Annotated in this window: 10 protein-coding genes, 12 pseudogenes and 1 riboswitch; of the genes and pseudogenes, 10 read left to right on the top strand and 12 right to left on the bottom strand. The window is 60.8% G+C overall.

The window, feature by feature from the left end; genetic code table 11:
- Nucleotides 1-36: 36 nt before the first annotated feature.
- The 5 genes and pseudogenes from fni to HAP41_RS06625 all read left to right on the top strand — a co-directional run bounded on the left by fni (nucleotide 37) and on the right by HAP41_RS06625 (nucleotide 7,066).
- Nucleotides 37-1,056 (top strand): annotated as a pseudogene (gene fni / locus HAP41_RS06605) (type 2 isopentenyl-diphosphate Delta-isomerase).
- A 174-nt stretch (nucleotides 1,057-1,230) separates the two neighbouring features.
- On the top strand, nucleotides 1,231-2,091 hold the full coding sequence (locus HAP41_RS06610; protein WP_029085027.1) for a tyrosine-type recombinase/integrase: 861 nt from the start codon (nucleotides 1,231-1,233) through the stop codon (nucleotides 2,089-2,091).
- Between the two features lie 20 nt (nucleotides 2,092-2,111).
- On the top strand, nucleotides 2,112-3,338 hold the full coding sequence (locus tag HAP41_RS06615) for an IS91 family transposase (RefSeq protein ID WP_166053869.1): 1,227 nt from the start codon (nucleotides 2,112-2,114) through the stop codon (nucleotides 3,336-3,338).
- Between the two features lie 418 nt (nucleotides 3,339-3,756).
- Nucleotides 3,757-4,458 (top strand): annotated as a pseudogene (locus HAP41_RS06620) (IS5 family transposase).
- A gap of 1,882 nt (nucleotides 4,459-6,340) precedes the next feature.
- Complete coding sequence (locus HAP41_RS06625; protein WP_166106170.1) at nucleotides 6,341-7,066, top strand: LuxR family transcriptional regulator; 726 nt, start codon at nucleotides 6,341-6,343, stop codon at nucleotides 7,064-7,066.
- Nucleotides 7,067-7,394: 328 nt separating this feature from the next.
- On the opposite strand, the pseudogene HAP41_RS06630 reads toward HAP41_RS06625, so the two are convergent.
- From HAP41_RS06630 to HAP41_RS50530, 4 genes and pseudogenes are all read right to left on the bottom strand, one after another.
- Nucleotides 7,395-8,360: pseudogene (locus tag HAP41_RS06630) on the bottom strand (IS481 family transposase).
- A gap of 344 nt (nucleotides 8,361-8,704) precedes the next feature.
- Nucleotides 8,705-9,427 (bottom strand): outer membrane protein, encoded by a 723-nt coding sequence (locus HAP41_RS06635; RefSeq protein ID WP_166104089.1) that lies wholly within the window; start codon nucleotides 9,425-9,427, stop codon nucleotides 8,705-8,707.
- A gap of 608 nt (nucleotides 9,428-10,035) precedes the next feature.
- Entirely contained in the window at nucleotides 10,036-10,281 is a 246-nt protein-coding gene (locus tag HAP41_RS06640; protein ID WP_029085045.1) for a hypothetical protein, read from the bottom strand.
- A 593-nt stretch (nucleotides 10,282-10,874) separates the two neighbouring features.
- Nucleotides 10,875-10,967 (bottom strand): annotated as a pseudogene (locus tag HAP41_RS50530) (transposase); the annotation flags it as partial.
- Between the two features lie 178 nt (nucleotides 10,968-11,145).
- Here HAP41_RS50530 and istA (HAP41_RS06650) point away from each other — a divergent pair.
- Both istA (HAP41_RS06650) and istB read left to right on the top strand, forming a co-directional pair.
- Complete coding sequence (gene istA, locus HAP41_RS06650; protein ID WP_166065845.1) at nucleotides 11,146-12,687, top strand: IS21 family transposase; 1,542 nt, start codon at nucleotides 11,146-11,148, stop codon at nucleotides 12,685-12,687.
- 16 nt (nucleotides 12,688-12,703) lie between these two features.
- Complete coding sequence (gene istB, locus HAP41_RS06655; RefSeq protein WP_166063422.1) at nucleotides 12,704-13,465, top strand: IS21-like element helper ATPase IstB; 762 nt, start codon at nucleotides 12,704-12,706, stop codon at nucleotides 13,463-13,465.
- 98 nt (nucleotides 13,466-13,563) lie between these two features.
- On the opposite strand, the pseudogene HAP41_RS06660 reads toward istB, so the two are convergent.
- Together HAP41_RS06660 and HAP41_RS06665 are read right to left on the bottom strand one after the other, a co-directional pair.
- Nucleotides 13,564-14,127 (bottom strand): annotated as a pseudogene (locus HAP41_RS06660) (IS256 family transposase); the annotation flags it as partial.
- Nucleotides 14,112-14,357 (bottom strand): annotated as a pseudogene (locus HAP41_RS06665) (transposase domain-containing protein); the annotation flags it as partial. The pseudogenes HAP41_RS06660 and HAP41_RS06665, both read right to left, overlap by 16 nt.
- A gap of 198 nt (nucleotides 14,358-14,555) precedes the next feature.
- Here HAP41_RS06665 and istA (HAP41_RS06670) point away from each other — a divergent pair.
- Complete coding sequence (istA, locus tag HAP41_RS06670; RefSeq protein WP_166105319.1) at nucleotides 14,556-16,067, top strand: IS21 family transposase; 1,512 nt, start codon at nucleotides 14,556-14,558, stop codon at nucleotides 16,065-16,067.
- A gap of 14 nt (nucleotides 16,068-16,081) precedes the next feature.
- Nucleotides 16,082-16,600, top strand: a pseudogene (locus HAP41_RS06675) (ATP-binding protein); the annotation flags it as partial.
- Nucleotides 16,601-16,922: 322 nt separating this feature from the next.
- On the opposite strand, the gene HAP41_RS06680 reads toward HAP41_RS06675, so the two are convergent.
- Nucleotides 16,923-18,089, bottom strand: coding sequence for an IS110 family RNA-guided transposase (locus HAP41_RS06680; RefSeq protein WP_166104086.1), 1,167 nt, complete (start codon nucleotides 18,087-18,089; stop codon nucleotides 16,923-16,925).
- Nucleotides 18,090-18,174: 85 nt separating this feature from the next.
- Between HAP41_RS06680 and HAP41_RS06685 the strand changes: the two are divergent.
- A pseudogene (locus tag HAP41_RS06685) lies at nucleotides 18,175-18,402 on the top strand (ATP-binding protein); the annotation flags it as partial.
- Between the two features lie 123 nt (nucleotides 18,403-18,525).
- Here HAP41_RS06685 and HAP41_RS06690 read toward each other — a convergent pair.
- From HAP41_RS06690 to HAP41_RS06710, 5 genes and pseudogenes are all read right to left on the bottom strand, one after another.
- A pseudogene (locus HAP41_RS06690) lies at nucleotides 18,526-18,825 on the bottom strand (IS66 family transposase); the annotation flags it as partial.
- Nucleotides 18,826-18,834: 9 nt separating this feature from the next.
- Nucleotides 18,835-19,821 (bottom strand): annotated as a pseudogene (locus HAP41_RS50970) (IS30 family transposase); the annotation flags it as partial.
- A gap of 22 nt (nucleotides 19,822-19,843) precedes the next feature.
- Nucleotides 19,844-20,339, bottom strand: a pseudogene (locus tag HAP41_RS06700) (IS630 family transposase); the annotation flags it as partial.
- Between the two features lie 79 nt (nucleotides 20,340-20,418).
- Nucleotides 20,419-21,033: a group II intron maturase-specific domain-containing protein gene (locus HAP41_RS06705; protein WP_166106168.1), complete on the bottom strand. Its 615-nt coding sequence runs from the start codon at nucleotides 21,031-21,033 to the stop codon at nucleotides 20,419-20,421.
- Between the two features lie 4 nt (nucleotides 21,034-21,037).
- Nucleotides 21,038-21,229, bottom strand: a pseudogene (locus tag HAP41_RS06710) (helix-turn-helix domain-containing protein); the annotation flags it as partial.
- A gap of 888 nt (nucleotides 21,230-22,117) precedes the next feature.
- A riboswitch (cobalamin riboswitch) is annotated at nucleotides 22,118-22,314 on the top strand.
- The last annotated feature ends 88 nt before the right edge of the window (nucleotides 22,315-22,402 follow it).

The raw sequence follows: 22,402 nt of genomic DNA on the forward strand, positions 1-22,402 counted from the left end.
GCAACGCCGTCGCCCGATGCGACGGATGGAGCGAGCATGAGCGACGCCGCCCTGAGCCAGCGCAAGGACGACCATGTGGACATCGTGCTGGATCGGCGAACGGCGCCGGCCACGGTCGCCGCCGGCTGGGACTACATCCGTTTCGAACCTGCGCATTGCCCGGGTTGGACCTGACGCAGATCGACCTGCGCGCCTCGCTACTGGGCAAGACCATGCGCGCGCCGCTGCTGATCAGCTCCATGACCGGCGGCATGCCACGCGTCGAGGCCATCAACCGGCATCTGAGCGAGACAGCGCAAGCCTTGGGGATCGCCATGTGCGTCGGTTCGCAGCGCGTGAGCCTGCAATCCCGCAACTCCCAGGGGCTGACGCGCGCGCTGCGCCGCCTGGCCCCAGACGTCCCCCTTGCTGGCCAATATCGGCGCCGCGCAACTGCGCGAGGCCGACAGCCTGGACCTCGCGCGCCGGGCGGTGGATGCCGATGGACTCATCGTCCATCTCAATCCGCTGCAGGAAGCCGTACAGCCGGAGGGCGACCGCGACAGGCGCGGCGTCCTGGCGCAGATCGCTCGCGCCGCGCGCAGCGTGGGCGTGCCGATCGTGGCCAAGGAAGTGGGGTCGGGCCTCTCCGCCTCGGTGGCCTGTGCGCTCGTCGAGGCGGGCGGTGATCGATGTCGCCGGCGCCGGCGGCACCAGTTGGGCCGTGGTGGAGGGCCAGCGCGCCCGCGATGCCGCCGACGGTGGCGATGGCGTTCGCCGATTGGGGGATTCCGACCCCGGCCAGCGTGCAGGCGGTACGTCGGGCCAACGGTGAAGCTGATCGCGGGCGGGATCCGCGGCGGCGTCGACGTGGCCAAGGCCATCCGCCTGCGCGGACATCGCCGGGCAGGCGGCCGGCGTGCTGCGCGCGGCTAACGGTTTCCACTGAGGCGGTTGTCGCGCATTTCGAGATCGTCATCCGCCAGTTGGCCGTCGCCTGCTTCTGCACCGGCCGGCTGATCTGGCGCGTTGCGTCAGGCGCGCTTGTTGCCCGCGGTGCATCTGCCCGCCGGTTGATGCCGGCGTCGCCCGCACGTGGCGGCGGGCGCCTAGAGCATTTCATTGCTTAACTGAATCGGAGGGGATTGAACGAAGCCGCTGCCGCGGCGTAGGGGGCAAGGTGGCATAGATCGCCTCCTGGCTGAGAGGATGTGGGTGTTGGAGCCCACCCCCTCAGACAGGAGTATCGAGATGGCCGATTTGAGCCCTCTTCGCCGCCGCATGATCGAAGACATGACCGTCCGCAATCTGTCGCCGGCGACGCAAAGATCCTACATCAGCGCGGTTTCGAAGTTCAGCCGCTATTTTGGCCGATCGCCTGACCGGTTAGAGCTGGAAGACGTCCGCGCCTTCCAGGTGCATTTGGTCTCGACCGGCATCTCATGGCCGGCGCTGAACCAGATCGTCTGTGCGCTACGGTTTTTCTACGGCGTCACGCTCGGCGAGGCGCTCATCCCAGAGCGCATTCCCTATGCGCGAGAACCGCGCAAGCTGCCGGTCGTTCTCAGCGCCGACGAAGTGGTTCAGTTTCTTGAAGCGGTATCGAGCCTGAAGAGCCGCGCCGCGCTCACCACCGCCTATGCGGCCGGGCTCAGGGCCTCGGAGGTTGCGGGACTGCGGATCGAAGACATCGACAGCGCCCGCGGCGTCATCCAGGTGCGCCACGGCAAGGGCGCGAAGGATCGCAACGTGATGCTGTCGCCCCAGCTGCTGGGCATCCTGCGCACCTACTGGCGGCTCGCCCGGCCGCGGCTTTATCTGTTCCCTGGTCGTGACGAAGATCATCCGATCGATCAGACCGTGCTGCATGCCGCCTGCCGGTCGGCGGTGAAGGCTGCGGGCCTGACCAAGCGCGTCACGCTGCACACGCTGCGCCACAGCTTCGCGACACATCTTCTCGAGAACGGAACCGATATCCGGATCATCCAGGTCTTGCTCGGGCACAATAATTTGTCGTCGACAGCGCGCTACACGCAGGTCGCCACCGATACGATCCGAGCGACGCAGAGCCCGCTCGATCGCCTGTCGCTGGAGGTGACGCCACCTGGATGACCCGCAGCGGGATGCGGGTCATGACCCGCTCCGACATCCGCTCCAACAGGCCCGCCATCGAGATTGCCGATATTCTGCGCCGGCATGGCGACGCCTATCGCCGTGTACATGCCGGTCATCTGGGGCGGGTCGAGCGGCGCGTGATGAGCGCGATCGTTGCGTGCCGGACCGAGGCGCTCGGCGGCCACATGCAGGCTTGCGACGACTGCGGCACGACACGCGTTGCCTATAATTCCTGCCGCAATCGGCACTGTCCGAAGTGTCAGGGGAGAGCCCGAGCCGCGTGGCTCGCCGCGCGTCAAGCCGACCTGCTTCCGGTTCCCTATTTCCACGTCGTCTTTACACTTCCCGCACCGATCGCCGCGATCGCTTTCCAGAACAAGGCCGTCGTCTATGCCATCCTGTTCAAGGCTGCCGCCGAGGCGATGACGACGCTCGCCGCCAATCCACGCCGGCTCGGCGGTGCGATCGGCGGCGTCGCCGTCCTCCACACCTGGGGACAGACGCTGATGCATCATCCCCACGTCCATTGCGTCGTTCCGGGTGGCGGCCTCTCGCCCGATGGCGCGCGCTGGACCGCTTGCCGACCGAACTTCTTCCTGGCCGTCAAACCGTTGTCCAGACTATTTCGCACACTTTTTCTCAAACGTCTGTCGGCAGCCTTCAACTCCGGTGCCTTGCGTTTCTTCGGCGATCTCGGAGCTCTGGCCGAGCCGGCTGCCTTTGCGGCCCACCTCGACGCCATGCGACGCATCAACTGGGTTGTTTACGCCAAGCGGCCCTTCGGCGGACCCGCACAGGTCCTGGCCTATCTCGGCCGCTACACCCATCGCGTCGCGATCGCCAACAGCCGGCTCGTCGCACTCGACGACGATCATGTCGCCTTCTCATGGAAGGACTATCGCCAAAACAGCGCGACAAAGATCATGAATCTCAAGCCCGATGAGTTCATTCGCCGTTTCCTGCTTCATACGCCGCCTGACGGCTTCCACCGCATCCGCCACTTCGGCTTCATGGCCAACCGCCATCGCGCTGCCAAGCTCGCCCTTTGCCGCGAACTTCTCGATCATGAGCGAACAGCCCCAAACGATGGCCAGCCGTCGCCTGTGGATTCGGAGGCTCAAACCTGGGCCGAGGTTCCTGCCTGTCCCGATTGTGGTGGCGTCATGCGCATCATTGAGCGCTTTCGACATAGCTTCAGACGCCCCAGCCCTCGAACATCACCGTTCCGATGCGACACATCGTGAGCCAAGTCATGTCGTGCACGACGATCATCATTCGTCATTTCGCTCCCAGCGTCTCGATCATCGCGGACGATGTCGAATCCGTGCTGTCACACTGCGCGACAACAACCGTCCGATGCAGCAAAAGGCCTATCGCGATCTCAGGCGAAGCGCGTCTGATCTCAACTCTTCCAGGATGCGCACTCCTGTGTCTCTGCCTCACGCGCCGAGCCAGCAGATCGGGCATGGCGATCTCGAACAATCCCCATAGCTGCAAAACCGCGAATAGCCTCCCGCGCCTTCGTTCAATCCGGCTTCAATGAGGTCGCGTCATAAGCGCCTGCCGCGCCCTCGCGTGAGCGCGACCTCACAGAACCCTCCAGATTCCTTTTAAGGAGCAAATCAGATTCAAAGCTGCTTTTGGGAGGCAATCTTTGGTGTGATGCAGTGGTTGGTTTTGAGCGATGCGGCGTGGGAGCGGATGGCGCCGCTAATCATCGGTCGGCTTGACCAGAAGGGCTCAACGGGACGCGACAACCGGATGTTTGTGGAGTGCGTACTTTGGATCGTGCGCACAGGCTCTCCCTGGCGTGACCTTCCGGAGGCGTTCGGCGACTGGAACAGCGTGTTCCGGCGCTTTAGCCGGTGGAGCATCAAGCGAGTTTGGGCACGGATTTTCGAGGCGATGTCGGACGATCCGGACTTCGAATATCTGATCGTCGACTCCACCGTCGTCCGAGCGCATCAGCACGCCGCCGGAGCGAAAAAAGGGGTCTGAAGATCAAGCGCTCGGACGCTCGCGCGGCGGCCTGAGCACCAAGATACTCTGGCCGTCCGAGGCCTGGGATGCCCGGTGCGATTCACGCTGACCGCAGGCCAGAAAGGCGACGCGCCGCAAGCTGCCGAACTGATCGAAGGATTGCCTGCCGAGGTCGTCATAGCTGATACGGCCGCCGATCATTTGCGCCAAGCCATCGCAGCCAAAGGGGCACTCGCCGTCATCCCCAACAACCCGTCGCGGGCACTCTAACATCCGCTCGACAAGCATCTCTATGCCCAGCGCCACCTCGTGGAATGCTGCTTCAGCAAACTCAAGCAGTTCCGTCGCGTCGCAACCCGCTTCGAAAAGACCGCCCGAAATTAGCTTGCCGTCGTCACTCTCGCAGCCATCGTTCTATGGATGCGACAAGTGTCCACGCCATCTAGTCTGAATGTGTCGATGAGCGAGCTGCCGGCCGGCAAGCCAATCTGGGCTTTTGGGAGTGCCGAATAGGAGCTCCTCCTAGAGAGAAGGGCTGAACGTATATCTTTTTAACCACAATGTCCACGCGGTAGCCAGCGGCGGGAATCTGGAAGTGCAACTTGGCGAGGCGAGTTGCCTCTCGCCGCTTATGCTCACCATGCTCGGCATCTCTCCTCAAGATGCCCAGCATGCGTTTCGTTCGACGTCTGGCGAGCCATGAACAAGAAGCTGCTTGTGCGACGAAGACCCCAATAGAGAATTGTACAACCCGACGCTACGTCTGATACAAGTTTCTGCGAGCGCGCATGAAAACAATTCGGACTGGAGGTCAAAGCAATCGACGAGCCTCAATTCCGCCACGCTGCTTGTCTCATTGCCACAAGCATCATCACGGATGTACTGATGATGTTGGGGCGGACCCGGCGCACTTCCAACCCCGGCAAAGTGCGTCGGGGCGCCTTGGTTCGACGGCGTCTCGCCCTCGCCGAATTCGGGCAGAATGATCTGTCGAGTCCCTCTATGTTGCGGCGCGAATTGCGAGCTGTCGCCGTGCCCCCGATCACTTTGAACTATCGACAGGATCGATTTCGCCAAACTCGAGCAGATCGATGGCTCTGCATAGGTACAATGAGGACCTTCGAGCCAATCGCGCATGAGTTTCGCGCCCTTCAAGACAAGCGGGTGGTGTTCCTCGCGGATGCTGGATGCGATGGAGGCCGTTCAAGCGTATAATGCGTGAGCAGCAGCGCGAGCAGCTCGCTCCAGCGCAGAGAGCTGCAATTGGGCTGACTGATCTCGATTGATTCGTGCTGCGCCATTGTCGCGTTTCCTCCCGATGTCGCGATCGCTTCAATGTGCCTAAGGCGCGCTAACGCGTCGTCCGTCTTTCAAGCCATTGATTAGACGGATGGTTTCGCGTGGCCGGCAATTGGTCCGACGTTTGCTGTTCAGATGCCACGTCCTCTCCTTTCTGGAGATCTGTATGCAAAGTGTCGTCTGCATCAAGCGAGCCTCGCGCCTCCGCGCATGTAAAGTTGCGCCGCCGTCGCGGCCAACATTTGCGGGCACAACCCCTTCGCGCAGGACCTGCCCGACCTTCCCCGTCCGGCACGGGGCACTGATACTAGGCGGCTACCTTCTGCCTCGGGTAGTACCCCGTAAAGCTCATCGATCACCTCTTCGAGGCCGTCGAAAGGAGAGGACCAGTCACGGGCTAACGGCGCCAGTTCGCTGGATTGGGAGAAAGAATAAGGTTGCTGTCGTTGTCACTGGCACGCAGAAGATCGATGGCAACACCGCGACGTTCGATCCTGGCACCGCCAAACCGATCGGTGTGCTCTATCTCGCCTGGATCGCGCGGCGAAGCTTCATTCGGCAGGACATCGGTTTCATACGGCCCAGTCTGAGCAGAGCCGACGTTTTAGCCGCGGCCTGCCCCCTCAACCCAGGGCGAGCTGGGCAATCGTCAATGTGCCCATGCTTCATCAGATGAGCCGGACAGAACATATTGAGGGGGCATCGGCGCGGCGGTTGCCGCATGCGGTTCAACCTTTGATCAAGAATAGCGGCGGCACCTCGCAATGTTTGAAGGATGCGTCACGCGACCACAGCGGACGGGAGGGTGACAAGTTCGGCAATGGCAGATCTGGCGCAGCATCCGAGCGCTCCGGCCTTGACGAAGAGCAACCCAAGAGTTCAGGTCATGGAATGAAACTTGGCCCCGCCTGAAACAAGCGCAATCGAACACACCAACACCGATGGTGATGGGCGTCCTGAGGCGCCTTTGGATCTTTTTAGCTTCACTGAATGCGCAAACCGGACACATTCTCTCAGAGCCCTGTTCGACCTTCTTGTAAGCTGTGCGAGCCAGGAGGGCTTTACTGAAGTTTCCTATGGATCTCTCAACTTCGTCGAGCCACTTCGGCTGGCGGACTACCCACCCCCGACCGTAGCCGTGAAATGGCCAATAGACTGGTGCGACCGCTATTTTAAACGCAAGTACCATACCATCGATCCGGTGGTCCGGCGCACTCCGCTGCTTTCGCGGCCTTATCTATGGGATCAGCTCGGCCAACAATATCAACTTCAGCCGGACGAAAGACGGGTGCTTGACGAGGCTAGAGAGGCAGGCCTGAAGCATGGTATGAGCGTGCCATTGTTTGGTCCGCTGGGCCGGGTATCTGTCGCCTCGTTTGCGTCTCCATCAGAGAATATTGATCCTCAGCATTGCATCAGTCACCTCAACGCTCTGGCTTGGCAATTTCACACTGCCTATGGTGAAATCGCGCGCCGCGCGGATGCTGACTGCGACAAGAAAGTTGCGCTGTCACAGCGGGAAACCAGCTGCATACGATGGGTGGCCGAGGGTAAATCGTCGTGGGAAATCGGAATGATCTTGCAAATCAGCGAGAACACTGTGAACTTTCATATTAAGAATGTGATGCGAAAGCTGGGCGCGACGAGTCGGATCCAGGCCGCCATCATGGCCGTTCGACTCAATGTCCTTTGATACCGGCTGAGAGCAAACGCCGGCTGTTTCACAACTTTCAATATCGCGCTTGCCACCGAAACTGCCGCGCAACGATCGATCGGGAAAAAGCGCATTGAAATCTGACGCCGCGTCAACTTCGGATCCGCTACGTTGCCAATATGTCGGATGAAAAGGCCCTTGAAAAGGTAATGCGTGCGGAACTGATGAGATCCCCAGACCCGCGGGGCGAGTACAGAAGCGGCTCGTCCAACGCTCCGCCTTTGAGACATCGCCGCATCGTATTGGTCGTGATGCCGACGCCCCCAACAACAAAGTGTCGCTCGATGCATCACTCCAATGAGATCGCCTAGGTTTTTAGTCCCGGCATTTGCTGGAGCGGATTGAGTTTGAATCGTTCTGGCTGGGAAGTCCAGCATTTGCAGATGTATTGGTAGGGTGTGAGGCCCTTCAGGGTCTTCAGCCGCCGAGCGTAGTTGTAGGCGGTGATGAAGTCGGCAAGGTGAGCTTCGAGCTGATCGTGTCGATCATAATGGTAGCGTTGGACGGTCACTTCCTTGATCGTGCGGTTCATGCGCTCGACCTGCCCATTGGTCCAGGGATGCTTGATCTTGGTCAGCCGATGTTCGATGCCGTTCTCTTGGCAGCGCATATCGAACATATGTGTCACGTATCTTGCTGTCGGGCCGTCCGCGTAGCGCGGCAAGAAGGTGAACTGGATCCCATTGTCGGTGAGAACCGTATGGATCTTGTAGGGGGCAGCCGCGATCAGAGCTTCGAGGAAGGCCGAGGCGGAGGTCCTTCCCGTCTTCCTAGCCAGTTGTACGAAGGCGAACTTGCTGGTGCGACCGATTGCGACGTAGAGGTAGAGCTTGCCTTCGGCGGTCTGGAGCTCAGCGATGTCGATGTGGAAATAGCCGATCGGATAAGCCTTGAACTTTTTCTTCGAAGGCTTGCCGCCTTCAACCTACGGCAATCGGCTGATGCCGTGGCGTTGGAGGCAGCGATGCAGGGACGACCGCGTCAGATGCGGGATGGTCGGCTGCAGGGCATAGAGGCAACCGTCGAGCGGCAGCAGTGTATGCCGCCGGAAAGCGACGATGACCGCCTCCTCCTCGATGGAAAGGACTGTCGAGTTGGCTTCCTTGGGGCCTGTCGAACGATCGGCGACGGTCTCGCGCTGCTTCCACTTAGCGACAGTCTTCTGGTTGATCCCGTAGCGCTTGGCGAGTGCTCTCAGGCTCTCTTGACTATTTTGTATTGCTCGACGGACTGCCTCCGTCGTGGTGGCGCAGCCGTGTAAAACTTGTCCCATAGCGCATCCTTCGAACCGTGCGACAAGAATGCACCATCAAAGCCCGGGACTAAACACCTAGGGCAAGGTGGCCGCGCCAGTGGCCTACGTCGTCTGGAGCTGCTTGCGCTCAGTCGGCGAAAACCGGTGATCATCCCGGCATCTTGCTCATAAATTTGGTGGCGCCACGTACACCATTTGATGTTAGCTGCCATTTGAGTGACGTCGCGCAGTCCGTCGAGAGACCGAGCTCGGGATTCAGGAAAATTCGGCCGCGGCGGGGCCGCTGCAGAGAGCGCCTCCTGAAGAAAGAGCCCCGACCCAGGTCGAGGCTCTCGATTCACCGCGCTAGTGCGTAGAGATCATTATTTGCCAAGCACTGGGCTGAGCTTGTAATTGAGCCGCGCTGTGATCAGATCGACGTCCTGGTGGACGCGATCCACGCCGGCACCTGGGAAGGCTACATTGGTGCCCTGCATGAACAAACGGTCATACTCGACGCCGGCGGACCAGCTCGGCGTAAGACTGACTTCGACACCGGCGCCCAGCGCGCCACCCCAACGCACATTGCTGCTTTTGGCAATCTCCGTACCAGTCGCCACTGAGTCGATGTGGTAGGTGTTGCTGGTCACGGCGGCACCGCCCTTGGCGTAAAGCAGCACGGCATTGAATGCGTAGCCAATCTGGCCAGCAAGCAACCCGAACGCATCCGTCTTGGTGCGGAGGGTGTCGGCCGGGAAGGCGGTGCCAACATTGGAGCCGCTGAAGTCGGCCCAATTGCCCTGGCCCTCGATGCCGTAAACCATATTGAAGATCTGCCAACGATAGCCAATCTGGCCGCCGATCGAACCACCTGTCGAATTATGACAGCCCTCGGGAGTGACGCCATTGAAGTTCCAGCAATTATGGCCAGCCCCCCAGCCGCCATTGATACCGATATAGTAGCCGGTCCAGTCAGTGATCGGGGCCGCGATGGGCATCGGCGGCGCCTTTATATTGACGGGCTGCACGGCGAAGTCCGCGCCAAGCGCCGGTGCCGCTGCACTGAGCGCGACAATGCTTGCAGTCAGAATCAGAAAACTCTTCATTTCGAGTGTCGTTCCTTTCGGTGCCCCCCGGCGCTGTGCGTCTTAACAACATCGACGCCGATTGCTGTAACTGCAGGACAACAATCCTTCGGGAGAAATGCGTCGAACCGCACGCAGCGTCAGATTGTGGAGCGTGCAAGGACGTCACGCGCACCCGTCAGCGAAATGGCCGAATCTGGCTGGAGCTCACACGCAAAATACGCCAATGGAAATTCGGATCAGTCAAACGTTGGAAGACGTGAGGCATTATGGTGCAGCGTGCTCCTTGGGACTGCGGTTTCGCACCGCGGTGCGCCGTGATATGGGGTGTAAGCTCCCCGTCAAGAACCAGCGCGAGAGCCGAGCTGCGTAAGTCCTGCCGGTGCGTGATGAGCTGCTTGGCGAGTGCTCTCAGGCGGGCCGCGCTTTATCAAACCGTTGAGGATCACCCGATCGCAGGGCACGTGCGATCACAACGCGCGCGGCGTTGCGGCGCCTTCAGCGCGGCGAACGATATGAGTGGAGGAAGGTCAGATCGGTCACCATCGGCGTCGGCGTTCGTTCTTGGCTGAATGACGGGGCAAACCCGGCGAACCGGATCTCTCTTGCCAGTGGATGTGCGAGGAAGCCTATTGCGTGGTCGCATGCGCAAGCTCGGCGCGCAAATTGCGTATCGCCTCGTTTGCAAGATGGAGTGCATTGCGTTCGCCGTTCCTTACCGAGCTCGCCAGTAAATCGCGCAATCGGCGATGAAGGACGGACTTCAGATTGTGCGCTAGGATCGGATCACTCTCGACAAAGCGCCACGCCTTATCAAACGCCACACTCACGAGAGCCTCTGGCGCCTGGACCTGCTGGGATAAGTCGTGATCCATCTCAAACTCCACTGCAACGCCCTTCAAAGACAAATCAGTTTGCCCCAAACGAAACCGAGAGCATGTGGCCAGCGCTCAAATCGGTTTGCGATCTTGCTCGCGCATCGAGCTACGCTCGGCGCCATAATGGACATCATATAGATGCTTGTTGAAGTTCGGATGACCGAGCGTCGTAATGTCAATCAATTGGAATTGATCTCGGAGCGAGTGAAGCTAACAACGCAGTACAAGCGTCTCTAGCGGTACCGCTTGAGGTCCGCTAACGGTGCAAGGCGTTGTTTCAGGCGATCAAACTTCGCTCGTGCTAGTCGCAGCTTCAACACGACCATGGCGGTCGGGGTCGTCCACCATTTGCAGATCTCAAGCGAACAGCCTGGTCGTTTTCTGAGATGTCGGCTTCCGATCAAGCCCGGTATATTCCGGACAAGTCTTGTTGGTGTTGTGACATGTGTCGGGGCATTATCTTGCTCGCATTATGGATCTAAGCCCCGTACAAGCCGAACACGTTAGAAGAGGATGAAAAACGCCAGCGCCGATCGGGCCGGAATTGATCCAGAGTGCGCCGGATCGGGTCCACGGGCGTGGTGTGGCGCGTTGAGGCGCTCGATCGGGTTGGTCGAGTGCAGGTTGGTTCGATGCTGGGGCAGGAACGTCATGTAGGCGAGCACATCGGTCTCGGCCTCGTCCTGGGTGCATGTTTCGCGGGATCGTGAGCACGGATTTCAGGGGATCGTGAGCAGAGATTTCAGACGATCGTGAGCACGGATTTCGCGGGATCGTGAGCAGCTTTTCAGCAACTCAGCCCGCTTCGGCCGACAACTCAACCGGCTTAGGAACTGCCTCGTCAGTGAACGAGGAAGGCCGATGCCCACCCAGAGATTGTCGATGCGCCGGATCAAAGAGGTTCTCCGCTTAAAACATGTTCAAGGCTTGCCGGAGCGAGCCATCGCGCGCACCTTGGGCATCAGCAACGGCGCCGTGCACAGCTATCTACGCCGAGCCGGGGCTGCCGGGCTGAACTGGCCGTTGCCGGCCGGAATGAGCGACGAGGACCTGGAGCTGCTGCTTTTCCCGGCGCCGAGGCCTGCGTCGCAGAGCCCCCAGCGGGCCGTTCCCGACTGGGGCTATGTCGACAAGGAGCTGCGCCGACGCAACGTGACCCGTCGGCTGCTGTGGGACGAGTATCGCGCCACCCATCCCGATGGCTTCGGCTACACCTGGTTCTGCACGACGTACGAGGCCTGGAAGGGGCGAGCCCGGCCTTCGATGCGGCAGACGCATCTGGGCGGCGAGAAGGTTTTCGTGGATTTCGCCGGCGACACCATCGACGTCATCGATCCCTCAAACGGGGAAGTGCAGTCGATGAAGCTGTTCGTCGCGGCGATGGGCGCCTCCAACTATACCTATGCCGAGGCCTGTCCAAGCGAGGGGCTCGCCGACTGGATCCGGGTCCACATCAATCTTTTCGCCTTCCTCGGCGGCGTGCCGACATTCGTAGTCTGCGACAATCTCAAGGCCGCCGTCACCAATCCCGACCGCCACGATCCCGGCCTCAACCGAACCTATGCCGAGATGGCGAGCCATTACGGCACGGCCATTCTCGCAGCCCGGCCGCGGCGCCCAAAAGATAAGGCAAAGGTCGAAGTTGCGGTGCAAGTCGCCCAGCGATGGATTCTGGCGCGGCTGCGCAACCAACGCTTCTTTTCGTTGGCGGAGCTGAACGCAGCCATCAAAACACTCGTCGTCGAACTCAATGCAAGGCAGATGCGCGACTTTGGCGCCAGTCGCGCCGAACTGTTCGCCGAGCTCGACAAGCCCAAGCTTACAAAGCTGCCGGACCAGGCTTACGCTTTCGCACGCTGGAAGCGATGCCGGATCGGCCCCGACTATCATATCGAGATCGATGGACACTGGTATTCCGCGCCGTATCGGCTCATCCGTGAGCTTGTCGACGCACGCATCGATGACAGAACGGTCGAGATCTTCCACAACGGCCGCAGGATCGCCAGCCACGCCCGCGCGCCCAACCGGCGGGGCCACACCACCATCGCCGACCATATGCCCAGCGCCCATCGGCGCTACGGTCAATGGACGCCCGCCGGAGTGATCGTCGCCGGCGAGCGGATCGGTCCGTCGACCGCCGCCTTCTTCCAGGCCGTGATCGCGGCCCGGCCGCATCCCGAGCAAGGCTTTCGCACCTGCCTCGGCATTCTGTCACTGGTCAAAAGCTACAGCGCGGAGCGCGTCGAAGCGGCCTGCCGGCGCGGCATTCTGATCAAGGCGCGATCCGTCGCCTCGATCCGCTCCATCCTCCAGAACGGTCTGGATCGTACCTTTCTCGACGAGCCCTCCGAACACCAACCCCTGCGCCACGGCAACATCCGCGGCCGCGATTATTTTCACTGAAGCCAAGGAGACCTGTATGCTCAACCATCCCACCCACGAACGCCTGATCGAGCTCGGCTTGAGCGGCATGGCCAAGGCCTTCGAGGAGCAGCGACGATCGCCTGATCTCGAAGCCTTGCCGTTCGAAGATCGCATCGGCCTGCTGGTCGACCGGGAAGCGGCGGAACGCGACACCAGGCGGCTCACCACGCGCCTCAAGCTGGCCTCGCTCCGCCAGAATGCCTGCGTGGAGGACGTCGATTTGCGCACGCCGCGGGGTATCGACCGGGCCGTCTTCGCCAAGCTCGCCAGCGGCGACTGGATCGATCGCCACGAGAATTTGCTCATAACCGGGGCGACCGGATTGGGCAAAAGTTGGTTAGCCTGTGCCCTCGGCCACAAGGCCTGCCGAGATAATCGCTCGGTCCTCTATCACCGCGTCCCAAGATTGTTCGAAGCGTTGGGGCTCGCGCGGGGCGATGGACGTTATGCCCGCTTGCTCAAAACCCTTGGCCGCGCCCAGGTTCTGATTTTGGATGATTGGGGATTGTCGGTGCTCACCGCTGCCGAGCGGCGCGATCTACTGGAAATCCTTGACGATCGCCATGGCCGCTCCTCCACCATCGTAACCAGCCAACTCCCTGTGGACACATGGCACGAAGTTATCGGAGATCCCACGCTAGGCGACGCGATTCTGGATCGCCTCGTCCACAACGCTCACCGCCTCCAGCTTGCTGGCGAAAGCATGCGAAAACGCAACGCCAAAACCATCACCCTTGACGAGCAGCCAGAACGCTGACCCTATCACCGCCTCGGCCGGAGCGAGGCTGCTCACGATCGTCTGAATTCGGCGCTCATGATCGCGCGAAATCGCTGCTCACGATCACTGAAATATGCATCCTGGGCAAAGGCGGTGGCGATGAAGGCGGAGACGACGCGCGGTCCGCTCTTGCCGGCATGCGACCAACGCGTTGCGCATGAAGTGCACGCGGCAGCGCTGCCAAGTGGCGTTGAGCACCTTGCTGATGGCGGCCTTGATGCCCTCGTGCGCGTCGGACACAACCGGCTTGACGCAGCGCAAGCCGCGGCAGGCGAGCTTGCGCAAGAACTCCGTCCAGAATGTCTCGGCTTCGGAAGGGCCAATATCCATGCCGAGAACCTCGCGGTGGCCGTCACTGTTGACGCCGACCGCGACAATCACCGCGACCGACACATGCGGCCATTCTGGCGCACCTTCACGTAGGTGGCGTCGATCCACAGATACGGCCAGTCGCCCTCGATCGGGCGGGCGAGGAACGCCTTCACTTTGTCGTCGATCTCGCCGCACAGCCGGCTCACTTGGCTCTTGGAGATGCCGCTCATCCCCATTGCCTGCACTAGGTCGTCTACCGAACGGGTCGAGACACCCTGCACGTAGGCCTCCTGCACGACGGCGCAGATCCTCTTCATGCGTAAGCGTCGTTCTCAGGCCACAGCTTTGAGGTCTTGACGGCAAAGGCCCACGGAAGCAGTTGATCGATGTCGCTGTTTGGATGGCCGTTGACGATCCTGGTGAGGGCGTCGGTCAGGTAAGCGAGCGGATCGACGTCGTTCAGCTTACAGGTTTCGACCAGGGAGGCGATGGCGGCCCAGTGCTCGGCGCCGCCGTCGGAGCCTGCGAACAGCGCATTTTTCCGGTTCAGCGTGATCGGACTGCGGATTCCGATTTATTCCGGCCGGGTATTCCGACTTGAAGCCGGCCACGATTCCGAAATGAAACCGGCCGGCATTCCGATTTGAAGCCGGCCGGGTTTTGGAAGTCGGCGTTTTCGTTTGGGTCAGTCCTTCAGGCATCAAGTCCCTCGTTGATCCACGAGGGGAAGCGGATGCCGGCCAAGAGAGAACTGACCATGCGACAGATACGACAGATGCTGCGGCTTGCCCGTGATGGGGTGAGCGCCCGGGAGATCGGGCGCACGCTCGGGGTGGCGCGCAGCACGATCCAGGACAATCTCAAGCGTGCCTCGACTGCCGGGCTGGCGTGGCCTTTGGCGGGCGATCTGACCGACGCCGTTCTTGAACAACGTCTGTTTGCCCATGCCGGCGTCAGGCGCGGCTTCCGCCGGCGCCGGGAGCCGGATTGGGCCTCGCTGGCCTGTGAGCTGAAGCGGCCTGGCGTCAATCTGATGGTGCTGTGGGAGGAGTACCGGGCGGTCCATCCGGAAGGTTATGGCTACAGCCGGTTCTGCGATTTATTCCGGGAATTCGAGCGGCGGCTGTCTCCGACGATGCGGCAGGACCATCCGGCCGGCGACAAGGTCTTTGTCGATTACTCCGGCAAGAAGATCATGATCGTTGATCGCGCAACCGGGGTTGTGCGCGACGCGGAGATCTTCGTCGCCGTGCTTGGCGCCTCGAATTACACCTACGCCGAGGCGACCTGGACGCAGACACTTCCGGACTGGATCGAGGCTCATGTCCGAATGTTCCGGTTCTTTGGCGGGGTGCCACGCCTCGTCGTCCCTGACAATCTGAAGTCCGGCGTGCACCGGGCGTCGTTCTACGACCCCGAAATCAATCGCAGCTACGGGATGATGGCGTCCCATTACGGCGTTGGCATCCTTCCGGCACGGCCAAGAAAGCCCCGGGATAAGGCAAAAGTGGAAGCCGGAGTGCGTTTTGCCCAGACCTATATCCTCGGGCGGCTTCGCCGGCAGACCTTCTTCTCGCTGGCTGAGGCGAATGCGGCAATCGCCGCCGCGCTGGAGCGCATCAACGCCCACGTCATGCGCCGGATCGGCGTCAGCCGCCGACAATTGTTCGAGACCGTCGAGATGCCTGTCCTGGCGCCGTTGCCGGATGCCGACTATCAGTTCGCGGAATGGCTCCTGGCCCGCGTCTCGCTCGATTATCACGTCGAGGTCGACGGCTTCTTCTACTCAGTTCCACACGGCCTGATCCGGGAGCAGGTCGACGTTCGCGCCACCACCCGGACCATCGAGTTGTTCCATCGGGGTTTGCGTGTTGCTGCTCACCAGCGCCGTTATGGCGGCCGCCGGCACGGCACTGATCCCGATCACATGCCCAGTGCGCATCGGCGTTACGCCGAGTGGACTCCCGATCGATTCCGGCGCTGGGGGCGGTCGATCGGGCCCAACACCGAGGGGCTCGTTCTCGCCATCCTGGCCAATCGGCCTCATCCCGAACAGGGATTCCGGACCTGTCTCGGCGTGCTTCGGCTGTTCAAGGATATTGATCCCGAACGCGCCGAGCTGATCGCGGCCCGCGCGGTCGCGGTCAGCGCACTGACCTACAAGAGCATCGCCTCCATCATCGCCAACAAGCTCGAACGCAGTTCTCGCGATACCGAGGACGCGATCATCGAACATCCCAATCTGCGCGGCCCCGGTTACTTCCATTGAAAGGATTATCCAGCATGCTCACCCATCCCACCCTCGACCTGCTGCATAGCCTTGGTCTCCACGGTATGGCCAAAGGCTTCAAGGACCTCGATGCCCAGTCCGAAGCGCGCAGCCTCGAACACGCCGAATGGCTGGCGTTGCTCCTGGAACACGAGAAAACGCTGCGCCAGCAAAAGCGGTTCGAAAGCAGAGCTCGAGCCGCCAAGCTGCGTCATGCCGCCTGCGTCGAGGATGTCGATTACCGCGCTATCCGCGGCCTCGACCGCACGCTCTTTCTAAAACTCGCCGCTGGCGACTGGATCCGGGCACGACATAATCTCCTTGTTACCGGGCCGTGCGGCGTCGGCAAGAGCTGGCTCGCTTGTGCCCTCGGCAACAAGGCTTGCCGAGACGACTTCTCAGTTGCCTACCATCGTGTGCCGCGTCTCTTCGCCGCTCTCGCACTCGGCCGCGCCGATGGCCGCTATACCAAGATGCTGCGGGCGATCGCACGACTTGATCTGCTGATCCTGGACGACTGGGGACCAGAACCTCACATGGGATGGTTCGTGTCAAGGTCGTTAATCACAACGCATTAGCATTCTCTTTCACTCTCTCTCACCAACGTATCGGTATCCAGGTTCAAGCCCGACTGCATGACGCGGCTCGTTTGCCGAGCCTGATCAACCTCACATTCGGTCGCCACCTATCGCGGCTGCACCAATATCCCGCTTGCGGCGGGCGGGGCCCAAGACGACGAGACCATTCTCTCTGAAGCGGCATTTAGCCAGGGTTCTGGTCGGTCCGTCGACCTGGATCCGCCAGGACTGATCGGGTCCTGGTAGATTTTCAGAATGACTTGAGCAGAAGCCAGGATCAGGCGTTCTTCATGACCACACCTTCGATAACGACGCCGGCGGCCACGAATTTCCAGAGCGCGACCAGCAGCTTGCGCGCCAGCGCCACGATGGTCGACTTCTTCATGCGGCCACCATTGCGCTGGACGCGCTCCGTGAACCATCGAGCCAGCGCAGAGTCGGGCTGATGACGCAGCCACAGCCAGGACATCTGGATCAGCGTCGTGCGTAGTCTCGGATTTCCTGCTTTCGAAACGCCCTGTTCCCGATCAACGGATCCACTCTGCCAAGGCGTCGGCGCTAATCCAGCGTAAGCAGCAACTTGGCGGCGATTATCAAAATGCCGGAATAGGCCTTCGGACCATAGGATGGCAGCAAACTCGGCTCCGATGCCCTTAATGCCGAGCAGCATGGTAACCGGTGATGGCTTGCTCGCGGCAGCCTCGGCCGTGATCAGCGCGTCACGTTCATCCTCGACGACCTTAATGTGTTTGAGCAGGAGTTCGAGCCGATCCAGCTCCCGGCAAATCTGGGCCTTCATATGCGCAGGAAGTGCACGTCCATCGCCGGTCCGGAGTACGTCAAGCCGTTCCCGTCGATCCTTGCCGAGCGGCTCATAGTTCGCGATTCCTTGCGAGAACAGGAGCCCCTTGATGCGGTTCACATGAGCGACGCGCTCAACAATCAGCGCTTTACGCTCGCGGCAGATCCGGCGATGATCCTCTGCCTCAGGTGACGGAGCCTGCACCATGGCACACACGCGTGGCTCGCCGCGCTTGTAGGCCATCAGGGTCCGCAGCAGCGCTTCGCCGTCAATGCGGTCCGTTTTTGCCCGTCTGCGCCGGCGTGATGTCGTGATCGAAGCTGGATCCACGACGTGGCTTTCGACCCCTTCTTTCTCAAGCACCCGATGAACCCAAAAGCCGTCGAGGCCGGCTTCCTGAATGCAGACGATTGGATAGTTGTGCCCGGTCTTAGTCCGGCTCTTCTCACGCAGCTTCGAAAATCGCGCGAACAATGCGGCTAGGTCCCCTGCCGACACCGAATGCTTCGAGATCTTCTCGCCGTTTCCGGGCGACAATGAGGTTATCAGCCAAATAGAACGGCTGAGCTCTAACGAAACGACAATCGCGCCAAGATCGGTGCGGATGGTGGTCGGCTGTGCGGATCGTCCGGTCGTATGCATGGTCACCCTTCGGGATGCGTGGTTTCTGGGGCGACCCTATTCTCCGGGAATATCGGTCGCGGTCCAGCCCATGGGATCTCTCGACGCCGACCAGCGCCGTGATTTGCTCGAAATCGTCGAGGATCGATACGAAGCCCGCTCGATTATCGTCACCAGCCAGCTGCCCGTCGATCGCTGGTACGAAATCATCGGCAACCCCACCATCGCCGACGCGATTCTCGATCGCCTCGTCCACAATGCCTACCGCATCGAACTCAAAGGAGAGAGCCTCAGGAAGCAGAAGCAACCCGCTCAAGATCAACCGGTCTCTTGACCTTCCCAGCCCTCGACGACATCATGAAATTGACCCATGCGAACGACGCCACGGGTGGCCGGCTTCAGATCGGAATACCCGGCCGGCTTCGAATTGGAATGCATGGCCGGCTTCGTCGGAATCCGCAATCGGACGGATCAAGCGCTCGACGACGTTGTTGTCAAGCTCGATACGGCCATCATCGATGAAGCGCGTCAGGCCATCCCAGCGTGTGAGCGCATAGCGGATGGCGTCGGCCAACTTGCCCTTTTGGCTGATCAACGCGAGCTTTGCGCGGAGCCATCGCTCGAAGGCTTCCGCCAGCGCCCGGATTGTCTGCTGCCGAACGAGACGGCGCTCCTCGGCGCCGCGGCCACGGATGTCCCTTTCGATGGCGTAGAACTCGGCGATATGCTTGAGCGCCTCGCTGGCAATGGGCGCGGGGATGGAGTCACTGTGAAGTGCAACGATTGATTTGAGTTTGGAGAATGCCTCGGCGGGTGTCTTGAAGTCCAGGCATTCGCGTGGGGTATCGAGCCGCCTGAGGGCGGCTGCCGTAATGTACCTGAGGTCGGTTTTGCGTGGTAGAGAGCGTCGTAAGCGCCCGATGGAGTTTTCCACGCCGCCTTTTTGCCAGGGACTATGGGGATCGCAGAAGAAGGTTTGGACGCCGAGGGCGTTGTGAAGCCTGTGATGCTCGGCGAACTCGGTTCCGTTGTCGAAGCTGATGGTTTTGCGGATCGCCTGTGGAAGCTTGCCAAGTTGACGGGCGATGGTCCGAGGGGTGAGGACAGCTTTCCGATCGCGTGGATGCAGCACGATGCTGAAGCGGGCTTGTCGCCGGTGGAGAACCAGCAATCCTTGGCCATATCGCGCGAACAGCATGAAGTCGGCTTCCCAATGACCCGGCGTCCCGCGGCCTTCGACCTCGGAGGGGCGTTCATCGATCGAGCGCCGTTGTTTAATGAAGCTGGCAGGGCTGCCGCCTGGGCGTCGCCGGCGCCCTCGTCTGAGTTTATGGCGCGGCAGCAGGCGGTGCCAGTAATCCTTCTGGGCCGTACGATGATAGATGAAACGATAGATTGACTCGTGGCTGATCATGACGCGACCATGCTCTCGCGCCAGTCGACCAGCGATCTGCTCCGGCGAATGTCCCATCGCAAGGCTTTTGCCGACGCAGTCCCGCAGGGCCGGCTAGCGCGCCAGCTTGAAGCGGCCATCCTGCCGTCGCCGACGTTCGGCCAATTGTTGAGCCCGGACAGGTTCGTAACCGCCCCTCCAGACCTTGGTAGGCCGCGAGTTGCGCTTCAGCTCCCGACTTATCGTCGACGTCGCGCGGTCAAGCGCAGACGCAATATCGTTTCGAGATTTACCGCCTGCAGCCAGGCGGTAAATCTCAACGCGCTCTTCAAGGCTGAGCTGGCCATAACATTGTCCCATCGCCACAACACCCTAGAGCGCTTCACATTTTGACTGAAGCATAACCGACGTTTGCGAAGTAGTTTGGCATTCGCGAGGCTGGATGTCCTGAACGAGGTGACCGATTTGGCGCCAAGTGTCTTCGACGGTGCGCCTCTGAGCCTGCCGCATCCAGTGTTTGATCTTGGAGAAGGCCTGTTCGATCGGGTTGAGGTCGGGCGAGTATGGCGGCAGGTACCAGAGCCTGGCGCCAGCAGCCTGGATCATCTGCCTGACAGCTTTCGACTTGTGGCTTCCGAGCTTGTCGAGAATGACGATGTCGCCTTCGCGCAGGGTTGGCAGGAGAAGGTGCTTCACATAAGCGCAGAAGCATTCGCCGTTGACCGGGCCGCCGAAGACGCAGGGTGTGCCGTGAGTTGGTCATGGCGGAGCGCGCCGAGGAATGTGAGGGTATCGCCAGTGACCGTGCGGGGCGAAGCCGCGCAGGCGTGCGCCCTGGGGCCCCAGCCCCGCAAAGGGGCCATGTTGGTCTTGATCCAAGGGTGAGTAGGCCGGGGGATTTTCACCCCCGGCCTCTCGCAGAACGGTGCGTGAACCTCTCGGTTCACACCGCTCCCGTCAGGTGAACGTGGTCGTTCCGAAGAACTGCCAGTGTACGAACAGCTCCGCGTTATTCCGAGCCAGCTTTCGCAAGAACAGCGAAGCACCGGTTTTGTGGAGCCGGAAGCGCTTGTACTTTCGCATGATCCACGCCTTCAGCTTCTGATTGACGTAGTCGACCAGAGAGAACAGCGCTGAACGGCTGAACCGACCATAATAACCTATCCACCCCCGGAGGAGCGGATTGATCTGTTGGGCAATCTCAGCCAGCGTCCCCGGCGTTTGCCGGGGAATGTGCAAGCTTCGGATCGTTGCTCGCATGGCCTTCAAAGCTGTCGGACTGACCGCCGGGGTGTATCCACAAAAGAATTCCTTCCGCTGTGACGTTGCCACCTGCCGCGGCCTGAACTGATATCCGAGAAAGTCAAACTTGACCCTCTGATACGTTCGCCGACGCCTGTTGTCCATGCAATAGACGATCTGCGTCTTTGTCGGGTGCATCTGAAGTCCGCACACCTCCAACCTCGCTTGAAGCTCCGCCCTAATGGCCTCTGCTTCTTGCTCGGTCCGGCAGTGCACCAGTCCGTCGTCGGCATACCGACACCAAGGGAGGTCGGGATGTGTCCGCGCCATCCAGATCAAGCACGGGCTTGCGGTGACCGCCCATCTTGCCAGGCGCAACCGAGCCGGTCGCCCGCTGCCGCTGTGACCACTTCACAACCGACGAGACCGCAACACCAAACCGTTCCGCCACAGATCGGCAGCTCTCGCCCGCTAAAACCGACGCCACCACACGCTCGCGAAGATCCAGGGAAAGAGGTCGGGTCATGCGATGCTGGCCTCCAATCCAGTCAGCATCTTGAATCATAAACCGCCAAAAACCGGAATCCCCTCCGATTCAGTTAAGCAATGAAATGCTCTAGTTGCAGCGCCAGGCAGATGTGCTTGGCACTCAAGGGCCCACAACGATACGAAACCACCCATCAGCGCCGGGCGTTTGGAACAGACGCCGCCGAAGTGCACGCTTTAAGCAGGCGGGCATTTACTCGCTGGCATGCGCGATCGCTCGTGTCGGCCGGCGCATATCGTGCTCTTCAATCGACCGGAAGATGCGGCCTCGACGCAAGTCCTGTCCTCCGCAAGCAGGTAGAGGCGCCGAGCCGTGCTAGCCTCGGCTTGAGCCGATCAATAGTTTCGAGAGAAACTGTCGAGCGGTGTTACTCAAGAGCGGTCTTACCATCAACCCGAACAGGCCGACCGCCGAGACGGCAACAGCAAAGACACCGAGGGCACTCCAAACAGCCATTTTCATTGCGAGCCGGTCTCCTTGGTTTGGTTGATATGCTTGCCTGGGCAGTATCGCCAAAAAGTGTCCGAGTGACGCCTACCAGAAATGGCTGGCATCACAGAACCACCTCGCGCCGCGAATGCTATCTTATTCGGTGGATCGTTGATTGCTTGGAGAAGGCAGCACAGCGCGCCGTGCGCGATGAACCGGGGCCAGCTTGCATGAAAGCCGTCTGTTCGACCAAGTGGTCCTCGGTGCAAAGGCGGCGTATTCGGATTTGTCGCTGCCCACGCGGAGGGACTTTCGGGATGTCATCCGATGTCCGTGATTGTAGAGCGACTTCTGCATCGAGTATGAACGGGGGGCATGCCGCTAGGCACATTAGCAGATCGCAACATGACGCGAGGTTGACGGAATATCCCTTTTGCCGATAATTGAAGGTGTCGAGGTTCTCCGGTCTCATTAGGCCGGAGCTAAGAGGGAAGCCGGTGTCAATTCCGGCGCTGTCCCCGCAACTGTGAGTGGCGAGCTGTCCAACGAAGGCACTGAAGCCTGACGGTTTCGGGAAGACCGGATAGCAGCGCTGAGCCGCGAGCCAGGAGCCCTGCCCCGCCACTATCTTCGTCCACCGGCGGGTGTCCCGGTGGTGCGCCAAGCAGCGGTCGCTCGCGCGGCTTCTTCTGCCCGCGTCCGCCATGGCCTTTGCCACCAATA

Origin of the sequence: Bradyrhizobium barranii subsp. apii, from assembly GCF_011516635.5 — a bacterium.
Taxonomy (GTDB): Bacteria; Pseudomonadota; Alphaproteobacteria; order Rhizobiales; family Xanthobacteraceae; genus Bradyrhizobium; species Bradyrhizobium barranii.

Coding starts and splice junctions, on each gene's coding strand:
- istB (WP_166063422.1), top strand. CDS start 12,704: ATGCTCAACCATCCCACCCACGAACGCCTGATCGAGCTCGGCTTGAGC.
- istA (WP_166065845.1), top strand. CDS start 11,146: ATGCCCACCCAGAGATTGTCGATGCGCCGGATCAAAGAGGTTCTCCGC.
- istA (WP_166105319.1), top strand. CDS start 14,556: ATGCGACAGATACGACAGATGCTGCGGCTTGCCCGTGATGGGGTGAGC.
- HAP41_RS06615 (WP_166053869.1), top strand. CDS start 2,112: ATGACCCGCTCCGACATCCGCTCCAACAGGCCCGCCATCGAGATTGCC.
- HAP41_RS06680 (WP_166104086.1), bottom strand. CDS start 18,089: ATGCATACGACCGGACGATCCGCACAGCCGACCACCATCCGCACCGAT.
- HAP41_RS06610 (WP_029085027.1), top strand. CDS start 1,231: ATGGCCGATTTGAGCCCTCTTCGCCGCCGCATGATCGAAGACATGACC.
- HAP41_RS06635 (WP_166104089.1), bottom strand. CDS start 9,427: ATGAAGAGTTTTCTGATTCTGACTGCAAGCATTGTCGCGCTCAGTGCA.
- HAP41_RS06640 (WP_029085045.1), bottom strand. CDS start 10,281: ATGGATCACGACTTATCCCAGCAGGTCCAGGCGCCAGAGGCTCTCGTG.
- HAP41_RS06705 (WP_166106168.1), bottom strand. CDS start 21,033: ATGGCGCGGACACATCCCGACCTCCCTTGGTGTCGGTATGCCGACGAC.